Here is a 17,229-nt window from a genome sequence, read left to right on the forward strand (position 1 = left end):
ACCTAAATCCTGAACATATACTGAAAAATATCCTCGTGCTGGGCATAGATTTTCACATTAAGTTCGGCTGCAACTTTGGCAAGCTCCTCCTGAATTTCCTTCAGGTTTTTCGGCGAACTGGTGATGTCAATGATCATGATAAGAGTATAGAAATTTTGCATGATCTTCTGTGAAATATCCTGGAGATCTATTTCCATGGATGCGAGAGAGCCGGTAATTTTGGCAACAATTCCGGGTTTGTTCACTCCAAAAGAAGTAACTATTACCCTTCCCTCAAATTTTTCCTGAGAGCCGGGCGCTACATTCATAGAAGCAATTTCTTTTTCAACATAATCTCTTACCATATCGGGACTCGCATTTGCGCCCAATACATCTATTGCCTTGTTGGTTATTTCCCAAATCAACTGTTCTGAAATCTTCAAGGTTTTAGTCCTCTGTAATTAAATTGTAAAAATCGTAAATTCTCATTTTTTATTTCAAGGTTTCGGCGGTTTATATAATCAATTGTGTTCGAAATGTTGCCTCTGTAAAAACGAAACAGCACAAAATTGGCTTCAATAAGTGCATCGAAAAATCGCTCTGCCTTAAGGGCATCAACCACAAGATATACCCCAAATGCCACCCACCCCAATGAAAGGGCAGCATTTATATATTCACCGGCATACGCCTGACCTGCTCCCGGAATCAGAACCGAGAGAAGCAATCCCTTCGTTAGAGAAAGACTCCTCTCCTCCGCTGAATCACACAAAGCTGTCAAAAAACCTGATGAATCCGACAGTTCGAAGTGGTGCTTCGCCTCCTGCCAGTTACCCTCAAAAGCAAACCGCCACCCTTTCCAGTGCAGGAACGCGCTTTTTTTATCCGGGAAAACCTTTTCAAGAACGGCTATTCTGTCATCAAATTTTTTGAATTTTCTTTCCAGAATCAGCAACCTGAGTATTTCCTGCTCCGCTGAAATTGACTCATCCCTGTTCTTCCCGGCAACAGCCGCCATCTCAAAGGCGACTTTAGCTTCGGAGTATCTGCCCGTTGCTCTCAAAGCATACCCGGATATCATGTTTGATTCGAATCCAAACCGTCCGGAAGTGTCAAACAATTTTAATCTCTCGGCTTCGATGTATGCTTCAAGATATTTTTCAACCTTTAGCAGCGAATCGGCATAACCAAGTTGGCTTGCAAAATCGTTTGCCTGCCCATTTGTTACTTTTGACAATGTCAAAAATAACAAGAATTGAAGAAACAATGACCTTAAAATCACTCTCTCTCCAGAATCTTTTCCGCCGGTTTCAACGGTTTTTTACCGTAGTAGAAGTCAAAAAACTCCTTTTCCCTCATTTCCTTCTCATTCTGATTATATAAAGAAGCCGACACTATTGACCCGTAGATATTGCCGCCCTGGAAAAAGGCGGTAATCAAACCGAAAATAAATCCCCGCTGCATATATCCGTCTTTGAAATTTGAGTATGTCAGATATCCAAAAATACCGGTCAGAAGAAGACTCGCGGCGGCATCTCCGTATTCTCCGGTATAAACCCGACCCAAACCCGGGACAATTGCTGACAAAATTCCGGTAAACAAGGGTGATTTCGTTTTTGGGTCAATCCTTCGTTCAAGGTTGCTCAAGAGGAAATTTGACCCGTCCTCCCCAAACAGGTAAATGTTGTTCCTGTCCTCCTCATCAAAAATCCCCCGCTGAATATCAGTGAGAATCTTCAACTTCAAATAGTTTATCGAAAGGGAGCTGTCATTTACGATCTCAGGCAGTTTTACAGTTGTCCCGGCTCTGCCAGCCTCAAATTTCTCTTTATCGATGGCGTATGTTAAATGCGCCCTGAACGGCGACAAAAAATGTGAATCGTATTCACCCCGCTTAATCCGGGATAAATCGATGTAAAATTTTGAGGTGTCATTAAAAGAAGGAGTGGTTGAAAGCCGGTTAAATTCAATCTCCGCCTTGTCATAAAAGCCAAGGTCAAAAAGATGTTTGCTGAATTTATAAATGTTTTCAGGAGTGTGAAGCGAATTTTGTGCACAAACGGGAAATATCAGCAAAAAGAGCAGAATCGCTAATTTATTCAATTTATTTCCGTTTTATGTAACGGGATGGGGGGTCAATCAGGTAACCATATTTGTCAATGTGGTAATGCTTGTATTTATTGTCGAAACTTGTGTCCCTGATCAACCTGTCGGATGTCAACAACACAGCCTCAACTATATTTGTTTCTCCGAGTGCCTCGACAAAAAACCTTGAACAACTCGGGGAAAAGGGACAATTCTCGCCATCAGGTTCCGAAATAAAAAGGCGATATCCATTTACCAAAACTCTAAACACAACTTCAGGAACATCGCCTTTTATTTCATAATATTTCTTCTTTACAGGTATCTCTTCGGCATAATCAACCCTGACCGCCTCCCATGACTGCCCGTAAATAACTCCACAAAACAGCCAAACAAAAACTATCAGCCGGTTCATAAATCATAACTCATACCTAATACCTAATACCTATTTAAGCAGTTCTCTCGCAATAACCACCCGCTGAATTTCGGAAGTGCCTTCATAGATTTCGGTGATCTTGGCATCTCTGAGGTATCTTTCAACGAGGTATTCGCGAACATAGCCGTAACCGCCGTGAATCTGAATGGCTTCGAGAGAGCAGTCAACAGCGGCTTTAGAGGCGTAAAGTTTCGCCATTGCAGCCTGTTTTGTGTAGTCTTTTCCGGCATCCTTCAGGGCTGCAGCTTCAAGAATGAGAAGTTTTGCTGCTTCAACCTGTACCGCCATGTCAGCAATTTTGAATTGAATTGCCTGATGATTTTTAATTTCGGTACCGAAGGCTTTTCTCTGTTTCGAATATTTGATTGATGCTTCGAGCGATGCCTCGGCTATACCGAGAGCCTGAGCTGCGATACCAATTCTTCCGCCATTGAGGGTTTTCATTGCAAAATTGAAACCTTTCCCCTCTTCCCAGACGATGTTTTCGTGAGGGACACGGCAGTTGGTAAATGTTAGGGAACAGGTATCTGAAGAGCGAATTCCAAGTTTGTCCTCTTTTTTCGCCTGTTCAAATCCGGGAGTTCCTTTTTCGACGAGGAAAGTCGTGATTCCTTTATGCCGCAATTCCCTGTTGGTTTGAGCCATCACGAGGTAGTAATCGGCAGTTTTTCCGTTGGTGATCCAGTTTTTAATACCGTTAATCACCCAGTGATCGCCGTCTCTCACCGCCTCGGTATGCTGATTAGTTGCGTCACTTCCCGCTTCGGGTTCAGAGAGTGCGAAGGCTCCGAGCTTTTCTCCCGTTGCGAGCGGTTTCAGGTATTTCTCCTTTATAAAATCGGAACCGTATTGCTCCAATCCCCAGCATACCAGAGAATTGTTCACTGACATAACTACACCGACACTCGCATCCACCTTCGACACTTCAGCCATTGCAAGAACATAGCTCACGGTATCAAGTCCGGCACCACCGTATTCAGGTGACACCATCATCCCCATGAAACCAAGTTCACCAAGCTCCTTAATAATGTCATGAGGGAATTCTGCGTTAATATCCCTTTCAACAGCACTCGGAGCAATTTTTTCCTGTGCAAACTCTCTTGCAGTCTGCTGAATCATTAACTGTTCTTCAGTCAATTCAAAATTCATGTAAAATCCTTTTTGTTTGATCTCCAAAAAATATCCGTCTGCAAAAATAGTAAAAAAAGGTTAGATATGGTGAGTTGCTTCCATTCTACTTCTTCCAAGAAGACAAATAGAATCGACCTCATCTCTCTCTGTATTTTAACAATTCCTCCACCAGCAAAAAAACAGTCGTTGATGATTCTTTTTGAGCAGGGTTGTTATGATCGAATTTATCAATTATCTTTTTTGCTCTTTCAATAGCTTGACTTACTCTGATCTCTCCTGTGCCCGGATCAATTGAATCCAAGATTTCAAAGAAGCTTTCAGAAATCAATTTAGTTCCTTTATAATCGTATTCAACTCCCATCCGGGAAAGAAACTTAGTAATCTTCGGTCCATAATCAGTCCGGTCAAGTTTTGAGCCATTGTGGTCAAGAAAATGTAATAGCAACCAGTATTCAAATGCCTGATTTGAATACGCAACATTTATTTTGTTTCTCAGGGCAAGTTGAAAAGCCAAATTAAAATCATTATCACTGAATTCATCCTTATCAAAAACTATCCAATATTCATCAAAGTCAAAATCTTTCTTAAGTTTTATTAATTGTCTTGTTAGAGTCAACGGATCCTTACCATCGTACGAAATGGTAACATTTGCAAGCCTGAACTTTCTGAAGTAACTTGGTTCAGTGTTTTTCCCGCCACAATAAATATAGATTGTTTTCTTTTCCTGAATTGAGAAAGTTTTTCTATTATAGATTAGTTTTCTTCCGGATTTTTCAGTTTTTCCCGTATTTTTATTCATATTAATGAACACTTCCTGAAAGATCAGACAATCTCAAATCATCAAACTCATCCAAAAACGGCATGCCACCATATCTTCCTTCCAGGTAATCAATTTCAAATTTATCAGTTCGCCTTACTTTTATTTCGACAAGCGAATATAGTTTGGAGACTTCAAATCTGTTTTTTTCAACAAACCAGATCTGATCCCGTCGAAACATATCAGAGCTAAGCAAATGAGTACTCTGTGTATTAAATATCAATTGCGCATTTCCCGGATTTGTCGAAGCAGAATTGAAAAGTTGTGCTATTTTCAAGACAAGTTTTGGATGCAATTTAGAATCCAGTTCGTCAACAAAAAGAATTGATCCTGTTTCGAGTGCCTCTATTATCGGTCCGGCGAGAGCAAAAAATTTCTTTGTACCCGAAGATTCATCTGAATCCATCGAAAAAGTTACTCTTTCGCTCTGTTTTTTACCATTTTTATATTTTTTATGAACGGTTTTTACTTCGTAAAAAAGATCAAGATCATTCTTTAATTTACTTTTGTACTCTTCACTATTAAATGAATCACTCTGTCCCAAGGAAGATGATGGTGTAAGATAGATGTCTGTAATACCCATATCGGCTGCATAAAGAAAATTCAAAACTTTCATTTTCCTTTCCTCATCAGTAATCATCGATAAAGTGTAATTGATAAAGGAATCTTCGGTCAATCCGGAAAATATTTTCAGTCTCTTAAACCATCCCAGAATTTCGAGAGCAAGTTCTTCATTAAAGGTGGCTGCCACAGTGATACATAATGCACTTTCCCTGACAAAGCCCCCTCTTATAATACTTTTACCTCGCTTAAAAAGTGAGCGGTGCAGTTTAAAATTATCACCCTTTCGGAAATATATTTCCATCTCTTTTTTGTGAGATCTCATATACAACCATTCAGTGATGACTTTGCCCGGGAGCAGAGTAAAACCATAGCGATAGATTTTATTGTTCGAAAGGAAGACAACCTCAAACTCGGATGGCAATTGCTCTGTCTCTGTATCCAATTTGAAAGAGATTTCACTATTAAGACTTGACATCAAAGAAAGCTCCATAGATCTCAGCAAATATTCCTGCATAAAACCCAGTGCTTCAAATAATTTGCTTTTTCCGGAGGCATTCGCACCATATACTACTGAAGATTTCAACACTCTCAGATCAAAACCGGGTATGTGAACAACATTTTCAGATTCACGGGTCTCTTTATCATAATTTGCCGCGACCTGACTAAAAACAGTTTTATCTCTGAATGTCTTAAAATTCTTTATTGTGAATTCTATTAACATAATTATCTATCTTTTTGTAAATTTATTGCAAATATTGCAATAATTTTGCAAACATGCAACATTTTTTTTAATTATCCTAAATTCCGATCTTGACAACTACCGCTTTTTTGTCTTTTGTCGGATTTCATCAGAAGCCCCCATAAAAATTATTCCTCTTCATTTCCCCTCCATTTTGGTTAAATTCACGGGTTAAATATTCTCTTTTTTCAGGAAAATTATGGACATTATTCTTTATTTGTTCGACTTTATTTTGCATGTGGATGTACATCTGGGTGAGTTGATCAGAGATTATGGTGCTTTGACTTACGGCATTTTGTTTTTAATTATTTTTTGTGAGACGGGCCTGGTGGTCACTCCGTTTTTACCGGGTGACTCGTTGCTTTTTGCTGCAGGAGCTTTTGGAGCGAAAGGTGATCTCGACCCCCATCTGGTGTTTTTGATTCTGGCAGTTGCAGCTTTTCTCGGTGACTCGGTAAATTATTATATCGGGAAAAAGATTGGTCACCGGGCATATACGATGAACAGCCGGTTTATCAAAAAGGAACATCTGCAGAAAACACATCAGTTTTTCGAAAAACATGGCGGAAAAACGATCATTTTTGCTCGGTTTTTCCCCATCATCAGAACTTTCGCTCCGTTTGTTGCTGGAATTGGTGAGATGGAATATAAAAAGTTTATTTCATACAATGCTGTGGGTGGTGTGCTTTGGGTTGCCATTTTTGTGTATCTCGGATATTTTTTCGGTAACCTTCCCTTCGTAAAACAAAATTTTACGATCGTTTTAGTCGCTATTGTTGTGATTTCACTGGCACCGGCAATCATCGGAGTTATTAAGAAATACACAAAACCGAAAGCTGAGCCCGAAGCTTAATTCGGAATATATTAGTTTGATGTCTGGGATTTAACTAACCTGGTTAAATCCCTTTTTTATATAAAAAAAAGGCTGCCCTTTCGGAACAGCCTCGGATTCACCAACATCTTATTAATTTATCTTGTTTTTCTTTCCCTTGAGCCACCTGTCGAGCCGGAGCTGCCACGATCGGTGTTTCTGGGGGTTGTATCTTTCTTTGGAGTATCCCTGACGGTATTGTCCCGTTTTGTATCTCTTGAAGAGCTTCCGCCGGTGTCACGGGTTACAGGTCTGTTGTCGTCCCTTTTCACTTCTCTCGTTGTGTTGTCACGGGTTACAGGCTTGTTGTCATCTCTTTTTACTTCTCTGGAAGTGTTGCCACTATTGTCACGGGTTACAGGTCTGTTATCGTCTTTCTTTACATCTCTTGAAGTGCGGCTGCCATTATCACGGGTTACAGGTCTGTTGTCATTTCTTGTCACTTCTCTTGAGTCATCTTTTCTGTCGATATTCCTTGTACCGGTATTGTTCTTCACTTCCCTTGTGATTTCTCTTGCCGATTCATCAACTTTGTCAGATCTCAGGTCGCCATTGTTTCTGGTTCTTGTGATTTCCACTTTTTCATCGTTTCTGTCGGCACCTCTGTTAAGGTCAATATTCCTTACTTTTACATTTCCATCCGATCTGTTGTTGCCGCGGTCTTTAGCGTTTGTGAAATCAAGATCTCTCGTTTTTACATTGCCACCACCTCTTTTTTCAACGATTCTTGGATCGATTCCTTCATTTACCACGCGGTCGCGATATTTGTAGTTTGAGAATGATTTTGTTCTCTCGTAGCACCTGTCAGCACCATATCCGGTGAAGTAGTAATCGTATATATTATGTCTGTGGAAGTCTCTGATCCTTACGAATCTCCAGTGGTGAACAGGAATCACGATGTTGATCGAGAAAGAGATTCCGTAGTTTGGACTGAAGATTGCGTATGGTGACAATGGAGCCCATCCAATGTAGTCATCATCATATCTCCATTCTACCCATGCAGGAGCCCACTCATATCCGGGAACCCATACCCAGCCTTCCCAGTTGTCGTAGTACCATCTTCCATAGTGAAAAACTATGTCGCCAAACGCTTCGTCTGAATCCCAGAACCAACCATAGCTGGTGTAGACCCATCTGCCGTAAGTGTAAGGCTGCCAGTTTGAATTTACTCTTGAGGGTTTCCAGACGACGACATTATCTATCTCCATCCAGTAACCGTAAGATCTAAGTTCTTTATGGAAGGCGTTGAACCTTCCACGGTTGAAGCTGTTATCAGCATTTGCGTTAAATGCCAAAGCTGCAAAAACCAAAACTGCAAATAATATCCGTTTCATTGTAAACCTCTCTTTGTTTGTATCTTATCGTACAACAACCGTGCCAATTATTTTCCTTCGTTTTTGGGCTGTTTTAAGCACTTTTTAAAATATGGAACTGTTCATTTTTTTGAACAGTTGTTTCATTATACAGTTTACCAAATGTTATTCATAAAAAGAGAGCAAAATGTCAAAAAATATTTTATCCAAAAGCTTCGATGCTGGAATCAAATTTGAAGACTTTCTTAAAAAAACTGAAGATTATGTAGAAACAACTGTCGTTGATTCCCTTTCTGAGGATGACAAATATCTGTTTAATTATACAAAGCTAAACCTTCAAAGAATGAACCGGGTGCTCAAGACCCATCCTGTGGAAGAGACACTCGCTACAAAAATAAAAGCCATAAAAGAGAAACAGTACTGGATGTTGATAACAGAAAACTGGTGTGGTGACTCCGCCCAAAGTTCACCTGAATTTTATAAAATGAGCCAGTTGAACCCGAATATCGACTTGCGGGTAGTTGAAAGGGATACATTTCCGGAAGTGATGGATATGTACCTGACAAACGGCAAAAGGAGCATTCCGATAGTTGTAGCTTTTGATGAGAACTGGAACCAGCTCTGGAAGTGGGGCGCCAGACCAAAAGTATTACAGGATCAGATTGACGAGTGGACAGCCCAAAACATGCCCAAGGATGAATGGATTGAGAAAATCCACCTCTGGTATGGCAGAAACAAAGGAAAAGAAGTCTTTGCGGAAATGAACCTTTTGCTATTATAATTCTGTTTCATTATTATTATATTTCAGTATTGTAATTTTGAAAAAACAAGGTAATCATGTCTATTCTCACACAATCAGGTTTGTTAAAGCTTAGAGTTGAAAAAATAGTCCACGAAACAGACGATGCAATATCGATCTTGTTGAAAGAAGTTGACGGTAAAGAGTTCTCTTTTAAATCGGGACAGTTCCTGACATTTGTATTTGACCAGGACGGGAAGGAAATCCGGAGGTGTTATTCAATTTTTACGCATCCTTCCCGGCTTCCCGAGACGGGAATTGCGATTAAAAAGGTACCCGGCGGATATGTATCCGATAATAAAATGGACAACCTTAAGGAAGGCGATATACTTCCGGCACTGGTACCGATGGGTAACTTTATTCGGCGTACTACGGATAAAAAGAATATCATCGCCTTTGGAGCCGGAAGTGGAATAACTCCCCTCCTCTCAATCATTGAGGATGCCATACAAGATGATAAAATTGAGAACATAATCCTCCACTTTGTGAACAGAAATGAAAAAAGCATAATATTCCGGGATCGTCTCAATAAACTGGCGGCTGGCAACAGAAAATTCAAACTTGTCAATCATATTACTCAACCACTCAACGGGTGGAACGGCAGCAAAGGAAGAATCAACAGGGAAAAAGCCCTCGAGATTCTGGCTTCGCTTCCGGAGGTGTTAAGATCCGATTCTCAGATTTTTATGTGCGGTCCGTGGTCGATGATGGAGGATATTACTTCAGCTGCTCTCGAGGCAGGTTATGACAGAAAGGACATCAATCGTGAGATTTTCAATTTTGCCATAAAAAATGAATCTTCCCTGAATCTCGATCCAGTTGCAAGAGAAGTTTCAATTATCGCGGGCGGAAGGTCTTTCGATGTGCTGGTGCAGCCGGGTGATTCGATACTCGAGACTGCCTTAAACGCGGGAATTGATCTCCCATTTTCCTGTCAGTATGGTTCATGCACATCATGCAAGACGAGACTCGTTTCGGGAAAAGTGGTGATGCTTGAACAAACAGGATTGTCTGATGAAGAGATTGAAAAAGGAATATGTCTTACTTGTGTCGGCTATCCGGCAAGCGACAATGTAATATTAAACTATGATGATCCTCTAATCAGGTAGCTGCTGCATTTTCTTCTTTTACAAACGCAAGAACAACAATACCTGCCACAAAGAAGAAAAGAAGTGAAAGAATTGCGTACCTCTGGCTGCCGGTTGCGGAACTTATAAGTCCAAAAACCAGCGGTCCGAGGACTGCAGAACTCTTCCCAAAAAAGGAATAAAAACCAAAGAACTCAGTCTTTTTATCAGGAGGTGTCAGTTGCGACATCAGTGCCCGGGAAATAGACTGACTCGACCCCATGGCTCCACCCGCCAGAAAACCAACAACATAAAAATATGACTTTTCTGTAATCCAAAATGCCATCGCCACTGTAAATATCCAGATAAACAGTGTAATCATGAGGCTCTTCTTGTGTCCGATGGTATCGGAGATTATACCAAATACCACAGAACCAAGTATGGCGGTACCCTGTACAGACATGAAGAAAATTATCAATTCCCCTTTTGTGAACCCAAGAGTTGTGGTTGCATATATTCCAGCGAAATAGATTATGGTATTCACCCCTTCGATAAAAAAGAAGAAGGAGAGGAGAAAAATTGCCAGATTCCTGTATTGTTTCAAGTGTTTTATGGTGAAAATTACTCTTGTCACCCCTATCGTGAAGTACGATTCCCCTGCCGGTTTTTCCTTTTTATGTTCCTTTAAAAGAATCAGGGTCGGAAGTGCAAAAATGAGGAAGAAAAGAGCAGCAACCGGAAAAGACTCGCTTATCATCTCCATTTGTATCAATGGCATAAGAATCAGGAGTGAACTTAAGGATCCCAGATAGCCCATCGCATATCCGTAGCCACTGACTCTGCCAAAATTTTTCGGTTTTGTAATCTCAGGCAGGAATGAATCATAAAAAATCAGGCCCGCCTCAAAGCCAATGTTTGCAACGATAAGAAGTGCCAGTCCAAGCACCACATCACCCGGTCCCACAAAATACAACAGTGAAGTAGCAAGAATGCAAACAAGTGAAAAGAAGGTGAGAAATCGTTTTTTGGTGGAGGTGTAGTCGGCGACAGCTCCGAGAACAGGTGAGATAAGTGCTGTAACCAGCATCGAAACCGAAGTGCCGAGCCCCCAGTAGAAATCACCTTCGGATTTGTTGAGGTTTACAGTTTCTTTGAAATAAACTGCATAAAGGAATGTTACAACAATGATTGAATAAGAAGTATTTGCAAAATCATAAAGAGTCCAGACAAATATCTTCTTTTTTTCATTCATTTGGTTTTGTGATCCTGGTAAATGTTTCTTCTATCAGCCCTCTGCCGGTCTTGGATATTTTACCCTCTTTTTCAAGGTCTTCATACATTTTATCGAGCAAGCCGTTAATAAACTTTCCGCTCGCTGCCGTACTGTAATCCTTTGCAATTTCAATAATCTCATTCATTGTCACTTTACGGGGGATGTCGGGGAAATATCTGAATTCGCAGAGTCCCATTCTAAGGAGTATTCTGTCGATTCGAGCCATTCTTTCAATTTCCCAGTTTTTTGCGTGAGCCTCTATCTCATCATCAAACCCGGGAGTGTACATTATGGTTTTGCGCACCAGATTTTCAAAAAATTCCCTGTCTGTAGCATCGGTTATTTCCTCTGAAAGTTCTCCCGCAGTTACTTCTATACCGTCCCGGTTGTAGGAGTGTGCGTATAAAACCTGTAGTACTTTTTCGCGTATAATTCTTCTGTTGGATTTTTTCTTTAGCATATTCGGTCATAAGGTGTGAAATGAATGCTGAATCAGAGTAAAAACTGAAAAATTCAGATTTTAAATATACAAAAATCAGAGGGGTTATTTGACTCCGAACATCCAGAAATTGATCAAACCTACTACTTCCCGGAACTTGTAATACCTCACCGATTCATCAGACATCACCAGATCAGACTTTACAAGGTCAACTGTCAGATTGTAAAACTCTGCCATTTCCTTCACTCTCGTAAGGTGAAATGCATCCGAAACAATGATAATCTTCTGAAATCCGTTTCGTTGGATTAATGTATTCTTGATGTAGCTTATCTGGTCGAGGGTGGATCTGCTCTCAGATTCGATCCTTATATCGGCAGGATTGATCCTTTTTTGAAGCAAATAGTAAAATGCAACATCCGCCTCTGGCAGTTCGCCCGGTGCGTTGCTCCCCGTCAGTTGCAGTTTTTGTACGATTCCTCTCGAATAGAGTTGCAACCCTTTGTCAATCCTCATTTTCAGAATGGTGCTTGGCTTGTTATATTTCCAGACCGCAGCACCAAGAACCACCGCCACTTCAGCAGGATTTTTCTCGTTATATGTCGATGCCGTCTTTACACCCTCGCTCACATAAATATAAGTGTATAAAAAGACAGAGAGATAGCAGAAAAGGAGCAGCAATCCCGTATAGATGACAGCCCAACGCTTCGGGGAAAATATTTTTATCACAACAAACGCTGAAAGAGTTGCCTTAAAAGCAAATCCGATATTAAAAAGTACACCTGTGTAAAGTTTATAGAAAGGTGTGTCGAGAAGGTTGATATCGATGCCGGAATTACTTTGGTTCATATAGCCACCCGCAATTGTGAAGGCAAATCCAAGAAACCAAAGTATGAGAAGCAGCATTCTTTTTCTGGTGAATTCCTGCCTGTCCTTTACCCAAAAAATTATCAGGAACAGGATGAAGGAACTGCTGAAGAGAAGTGTAAGGAAATTTCCCATATACCAAAGGTTGAAATCATCGAAATCAAGCCGGTGATTTATATATTTCCCGAGTATCAGAGTAAGAAAATCGATGGCACCCAGCAGAACAAAAACCAGAAGGTCAAAAATACCCGTCAGCAGATTGTTCGCTTTTTCAGAAATTTTTTTAATTATGCCGGGAGCCATCTAAATTTGTTTTTCTTGTCTCCTGAAATATAAGGAAAAACCCGCTGCGAAAAAATTAATCCTCGAAAATGTGAGATTCCGTATTTTCATTTGCTTCCGGCTTTTTCTGAGCCGGTTCATTCCTGCTCTGTGAGAATGTCGATTTGAAAGCGTCACCCAATTCTTCCCAAAGCATAAAGAATACCGGAACGAGGATAAGGGTGAGAAATGTAGCAAATCCAAGCCCGAATATAACGGCAATTCCCATCGATTTCCAGAATTCAGCACTTTCTCCGCCAAATACAAATTTACCAGTGTAGATATCGAAGCCGAATCCAAACGAAAGAGGAATCAACCCGAGAATTGTGGTTACCGCAGTCAGTGTCACCGGTCTGAATCTTCGGAGCCCGGCATATTTTGCAATTTCCTTCAGGGCAAAATCTCTCTTCTTAAGGAGATTCATATAATCGATAAGCACGATATTGTTATTCACTACCACACCAGCAAGACTGATCACACCGATACCTGTCATCACTATTCCAAAAGGCATTTTGAATGCGAGAAGTCCTATAAAGACGCCCACCAGCGATATGAGCACTGCCGTCATAATAATAAACGGCTGAGAAATCGAGTTGAACTGGATGACGAGTATCAGGAAGATAAGCAAAATAGCTATACCAAACGCTTTACCGAGGAATGCAGAAGCCTCTTCCTGCTCCTGACTCTGTCCCGTAAAAGAGACGGAGTATCCCTGAGGCAACTGGTATTCTCCCATTTTTGCCTTAACCTGATCCAGAACAGCATTTGCATTAAACCCTTCCGCAGCATCACCCGTAATGGTGATAACCCGCTTAAGGTCTTTGCGCTTTATCGCACCGGGACCCCGGTCCAGGAACACATTTGCCACACTGCTAAGGGGAACTGAAAGCGTCTTGCCGTTCTGATTATTGAAAATTATCAGGAGGTTTTTCAGCGCATCAACAGAACTTCGCTGATCCTTCCGCAGCCTGACAGTGATGTCATATTCATCCTCATTCACACGATATTTGGAAGCTTCCGTACCGTTTATTGCCGTTCTGACAGTATTGGCGATCAGTGAAGTATTCATACCATAGACGGCTGCTCTTTTCCGGTCAATCACTACCCTGAGTTCTGGTTTTCCGGCGTCATAATCGTCATCAATATCCACCAAACCGGGGACATCCTTCAAGTATTCACGAATTTTCGCTGTGAGTTTGCCAATCTCGTTATAATCCTCACCGGAGACCTCGATATTCACCGGAAGCCCGACAGGGGGACCCATTTCCTCCTTGGCTATAGTTATGGCAGCCCCGGGGGTACCTTCAACTAATTTGCGGATTTCTTCAGTGGTCTCTTTTGAGCTCTTGTTCCGGTTTTCGTAATCGATATATTCAACCGTGATAGTGCCCTTGTTTGGAGTGGCTGCACCGGCATCAAATGGATTGGTCGATGCGCCAGCCACAGCAAGAAGCTTCTCGATATCTTTGAAGTTTGCTGTGAGGATTTTCTTTTCGATCCTGTTTATTATCTCATTTGTTTCCTTTATTCCCGTTCCGGTCGGAGCCTCAAACTTGATATATACCCTTCGGGGCTCAACATCAGGAAAGAACTCCACACCAAAACCAAAAGCTCCATAAAGCTGGGTTATAAAGAAAAGCGAAATAAATGCTCCGAAGATAAACCGCAAGCGAACATTTTTAAATACCAAAACCACCAGTATTCCAATAATCGCAGTAAGGATAATTTCTACTGTCAGCGGAAAAAATTGAGCCAGCATCCCTTCAACAACGAACATACCGAAGAATGCCAGAATACCCAGCCAGGTTCTCAGGCTTATTTTCTTCCCCTTTTCCCGCTGTTCACCGAGCGAAAAATCGAGAAGTTTTTCATAGTATTTCAAAACTACCGGGAGCATCTTATCTACAAAAATGTATGTACCCCAGTCAAAAGGATAGGATATTATTCCAAGTAGAGTCCTTTTGAGAACCGGTCTTCCGTGATGTTCATGCTTCACAAAAACCTCTGCAAACACGGGATTTATCACGAGAGCCACAAAAAGCGACGATGAAAGAGTAACAATTACTGTCATCGGTATGTAGTACATAAAATCGCCTGTAACACCGGGCCAGAAAAGCAAAGGAAAGAATGCGGCTACGGTTGTCAAGGTAGATGATGCCACGGGCCAGGCAACCTCTGCAGTCGCTTTCTTTGCAGCGTCTATTTTGTTGTATCCCTCCTCAAGAAACTTTTGAATATTCTCGAGGATAACTATCGCATTGTCCACGAGCATACCGAGCGCAAGGATCAAAGCAAACAGAACAACAAAATTGAGGGTGATGTCCATCATCTGAAGAATGAAGAATGAAATCAGCATGCTAAGAGGAATGGATATCCCCACCAGGATTGCATTTCTAATCCCAAGGGCAAAGAACAGGATACCGACCACGAGCACAAGCCCCGAAAAAATATTATTTTCGAGTTCTTTCACCTGCTTGTCAATCTCTTCGGATTGATCTGTCACAATCGTCAGATTTATGTCATCAGGAAGTTGAGCATCCTTCTCGTTGATAATCTGTTTAACTTCTTCTGCAATTCTGATGATATTCTCCCCGGATCTTTTTGAGATCTGGATTGAGATAGCCTCAACATTATTTGTCCTGGCGAAGGAAGTTCTCTCTTTGAAGCCGTATGTGAGCGTTGCAACATCCTTTAGGGCAATCCCCTCACCTTCCTTTGTTTTCACAATGATGTTTTCAAGAGGATAAGGGGTTTTGAACTCACCCGGTACTCGAACCAGAAAACTTGACTGGTTTACATCGATCGTTCCTCCAGGAATTGTTTTATTTTCATCCCTGACGGCAGCAATAATATCATCAAACCTGATATTATAATGTTGAAGTTTCCTGTAATCGACATCAACCTGTACTTCTCTCTCGAGTCCGCCATTCACCTTTACTTCGAGTACACCTTTGATGGTTTCTATTTTGTCCTTAAGGTCCTCTGCGATATCCTTCAGTTTCGAAAGACCGGTTGGTCCCGAAAGTTCGAAAGTAAGAATCGGGAACTCTGAAAAATTGATTTCCACAATTTCCGGTTTGGTTGCATCGGCTGGAATCTCTGTTTCAGCTTTGTTGACTTTTTCTCTTACTTTTTGAAGTGCGTCCTCAATATTATAGCCGCTTTGGAACTCAACCTGAATCAGGGAGTAACCTTCAAACGAAGAGGACTGAATTTTCTTCACTTCCGCAATTTTCTTCACTTCCTTTTCAATCGGAGTAGTAACTAAAGATTCGATATCTTCGGGTGAAACTCCGGGATAGGGGGTGGAAATGATCACAAGAGGAATGGCAATGTCAGGCGACGCCTCCCTCGGCAGCGATACATAAGAAATGAACCCCATAATCGCTATTATGAAAACGAGAACAAAAACGCTCGTTTTATTATCAATCGAAATATCTGTAATTTTCATGTTTTGCTGTTCCCGCTATCGTACATCAACTTTTTCACCATTCACAAGCGTCTGGTAACCAACAATAACCAGTGAGTCACCTTCATTCAGATTCCCTGAAAGTGCGACCCGGTTATTGCTCCGTGCCAGTATTTCCACTTGTCTCATCTCCGCTACGGTAACACCATTCTTCTTCACAACAACAAACACAACAAATCCGAGGTCAGTTTTTACAACAACTTCTTCGGGCACCACCGGAACCGAGGTGTAAACTTTATCATCAATTTTTACTTCCGCATTCATTTCGGGTTTGAATTTTCCATTATTCGGCAGCCGCATTTCCACTTTAACAGTCCGGCTTGTTGCATCCACCGATTTTGCCACATAACTTACGGATGAATTTACCACAAGGCTGTCGAGCTCGAGGAAGATCAGACTTCCCTTTTTCCCCGGTTTAATCGAACTGACATATGATTCAGGAATTCCTGCCTCAACCTTCAGGTTATCCGATATAATTGTTACAATAGGGGCACCCGGGGCTGCCACTTCACCAATTTCGTAATGTTTTGTATCCACCACACCGGCAAAAGGAGCCTTCACAAATGTGTTTTCATACTGTTCCCTCACAGCCTCATACATTGCCTTTTTGGCGTCCCTGGTATACTTTGCCTGAAGGTACTGAAATTCCGTTCCGGCATTCTGATTATATATCTGTTCCTGCTTTTGGAGATTGATTTCTGCAAGGTCGAGGTCTGCCTTTGCTGCATCCAGATTTGCTTTCAATACTGTGTTATCGAGTACACAAATGAGCGTGCCGGAAGCCACTCTGGCTCCCTTTTCAACATTAAATCTGACAATTTTCCCGCCTGTTGCAGAACCAACTTTTGAGATCTTGTCAGCTTTCACCTGCCCGATTACATCAATGAATCCGGTGAAATTTTCGAGTTTCACGGGTGCCACCTGAACGATGGCTTTCTTTTCAACTTTTTTTGTTTTTTCTTTTTCTTTTGAATCGTCACCTTTGCAACCTGCGATCAAAAGGGTGGTTAAAAGAAATAAAGCAGGTAAAATCAAATAGTTTTTAAAATTTTTCATCCTCGACATTCT

General features: G+C 41.3%; 16 protein-coding genes. 3 read left to right on the forward strand and 13 right to left on the reverse strand.

The features are described from left to right. Nucleotides 1-2 precede the first annotated feature (2 nt). From LCH52_15810 to LCH52_15840, 7 genes are all read right to left on the reverse strand, one after another. The gene (locus tag LCH52_15810; GenBank protein MCA0389954.1) at nt 3-422 is read right to left on the reverse strand and encodes an ACT domain-containing protein; all 420 of its coding nucleotides are present in this window, start codon (nt 420-422) and stop codon (nt 3-5) included. Beyond that, nucleotides 419-1,213 (reverse strand): hypothetical protein, encoded by a 795-nt coding sequence (locus tag LCH52_15815; GenBank protein MCA0389955.1) that lies wholly within the window; start codon nt 1,211-1,213, stop codon nt 419-421. Before LCH52_15815 ends, LCH52_15810 begins: the two co-directional genes overlap by 4 nt. A 41-nt stretch (nt 1,214-1,254) precedes the next feature. Beyond that, nucleotides 1,255-2,079 carry a hypothetical protein gene (locus LCH52_15820; protein MCA0389956.1) on the reverse strand — a complete coding sequence of 275 codons (825 nt, stop codon included), beginning with the start codon at nt 2,077-2,079 and terminating at the stop codon, nt 1,255-1,257. A 1-nt stretch (nt 2,080) separates the two neighbouring features. Then, nucleotides 2,081-2,473, reverse strand: coding sequence for a membrane protein insertion efficiency factor YidD (gene yidD, locus LCH52_15825; GenBank protein MCA0389957.1), 393 nt, complete (start codon nt 2,471-2,473; stop codon nt 2,081-2,083). A gap of 30 nt (nt 2,474-2,503) precedes the next feature. Next, nucleotides 2,504-3,643, reverse strand: coding sequence for an acyl-CoA dehydrogenase (locus tag LCH52_15830; protein ID MCA0389958.1), 1,140 nt, complete (start codon nt 3,641-3,643; stop codon nt 2,504-2,506). A gap of 118 nt (nt 3,644-3,761) precedes the next feature. After that, complete coding sequence (locus LCH52_15835) at nt 3,762-4,424, reverse strand: RloB family protein (protein MCA0389959.1); 663 nt, start codon at nt 4,422-4,424, stop codon at nt 3,762-3,764. Between the two features lies 1 nt (nt 4,425). Further along, nucleotides 4,426-5,727, reverse strand: a complete 1,302-nt coding sequence (locus LCH52_15840; GenBank protein ID MCA0389960.1) for an ATP-binding protein — start codon at nt 5,725-5,727, stop codon at nt 4,426-4,428. Nucleotides 5,728-5,944: 217 nt separating this feature from the next. On the opposite strand from LCH52_15840, the gene LCH52_15845 reads away from it, so the two are divergent. Next, nucleotides 5,945-6,598, forward strand: a complete 654-nt coding sequence (locus LCH52_15845; protein MCA0389961.1) for a DedA family protein — start codon at nt 5,945-5,947, stop codon at nt 6,596-6,598. A gap of 116 nt (nt 6,599-6,714) precedes the next feature. On the opposite strand, the gene LCH52_15850 is transcribed toward LCH52_15845, so the two are convergent. Continuing rightward, a complete protein-coding gene (locus tag LCH52_15850; GenBank protein MCA0389962.1) occupies nt 6,715-7,950 on the reverse strand; it encodes a hypothetical protein in 1,236 nt (411 codons plus the stop codon). Nucleotides 7,951-8,116: 166 nt separating this feature from the next. On the opposite strand from LCH52_15850, the gene LCH52_15855 reads away from it, so the two are divergent. Together LCH52_15855 and LCH52_15860 are read left to right on the forward strand one after the other, a co-directional pair. Continuing rightward, on the forward strand, nt 8,117-8,710 hold the full coding sequence (locus LCH52_15855) for a thioredoxin family protein (GenBank protein ID MCA0389963.1): 594 nt from the start codon (nt 8,117-8,119) through the stop codon (nt 8,708-8,710). Nucleotides 8,711-8,766: 56 nt separating this feature from the next. After that, a complete protein-coding gene (locus LCH52_15860; GenBank protein ID MCA0389964.1) occupies nt 8,767-9,837 on the forward strand; it encodes a ferredoxin--NADP reductase in 1,071 nt (356 codons plus the stop codon). Here LCH52_15860 and LCH52_15865 read toward each other — a convergent pair. From LCH52_15865 to LCH52_15885, 5 genes are all read right to left on the reverse strand, one after another. Beyond that, nucleotides 9,830-11,047: an MFS transporter gene (locus tag LCH52_15865; protein MCA0389965.1), complete on the reverse strand. Its 1,218-nt coding sequence runs from the start codon at nt 11,045-11,047 to the stop codon at nt 9,830-9,832. The two genes, LCH52_15860 and LCH52_15865, sit on opposite strands and share 8 nt — an antisense overlap. Continuing rightward, a complete protein-coding gene (gene nusB, locus LCH52_15870; GenBank protein MCA0389966.1) occupies nt 11,040-11,528 on the reverse strand; it encodes a transcription antitermination factor NusB in 489 nt (162 codons plus the stop codon). Before nusB ends, LCH52_15865 begins: the two co-directional genes overlap by 8 nt. Nucleotides 11,529-11,612: 84 nt before the next feature. Next, on the reverse strand, nt 11,613-12,674 hold the full coding sequence (locus tag LCH52_15875) for a YdcF family protein (protein MCA0389967.1): 1,062 nt from the start codon (nt 12,672-12,674) through the stop codon (nt 11,613-11,615). Nucleotides 12,675-12,729: 55 nt separating this feature from the next. Further along, nucleotides 12,730-16,143 (reverse strand): efflux RND transporter permease subunit, encoded by a 3,414-nt coding sequence (locus tag LCH52_15880; GenBank protein ID MCA0389968.1) that lies wholly within the window; start codon nt 16,141-16,143, stop codon nt 12,730-12,732. A gap of 15 nt (nt 16,144-16,158) precedes the next feature. After that, the gene (locus LCH52_15885; protein MCA0389969.1) at nt 16,159-17,217 is read right to left on the reverse strand and encodes an efflux RND transporter periplasmic adaptor subunit; all 1,059 of its coding nucleotides are present in this window, start codon (nt 17,215-17,217) and stop codon (nt 16,159-16,161) included. Between the last annotated feature and the right edge of the window lie 12 nt (nt 17,218-17,229).

Source organism: Bacteroidota bacterium (assembly GCA_020161395.1).
In the GTDB taxonomy this organism is placed as follows: Bacteria; Bacteroidota; Ignavibacteria; order Ignavibacteriales; family Ignavibacteriaceae; genus UTCHB3.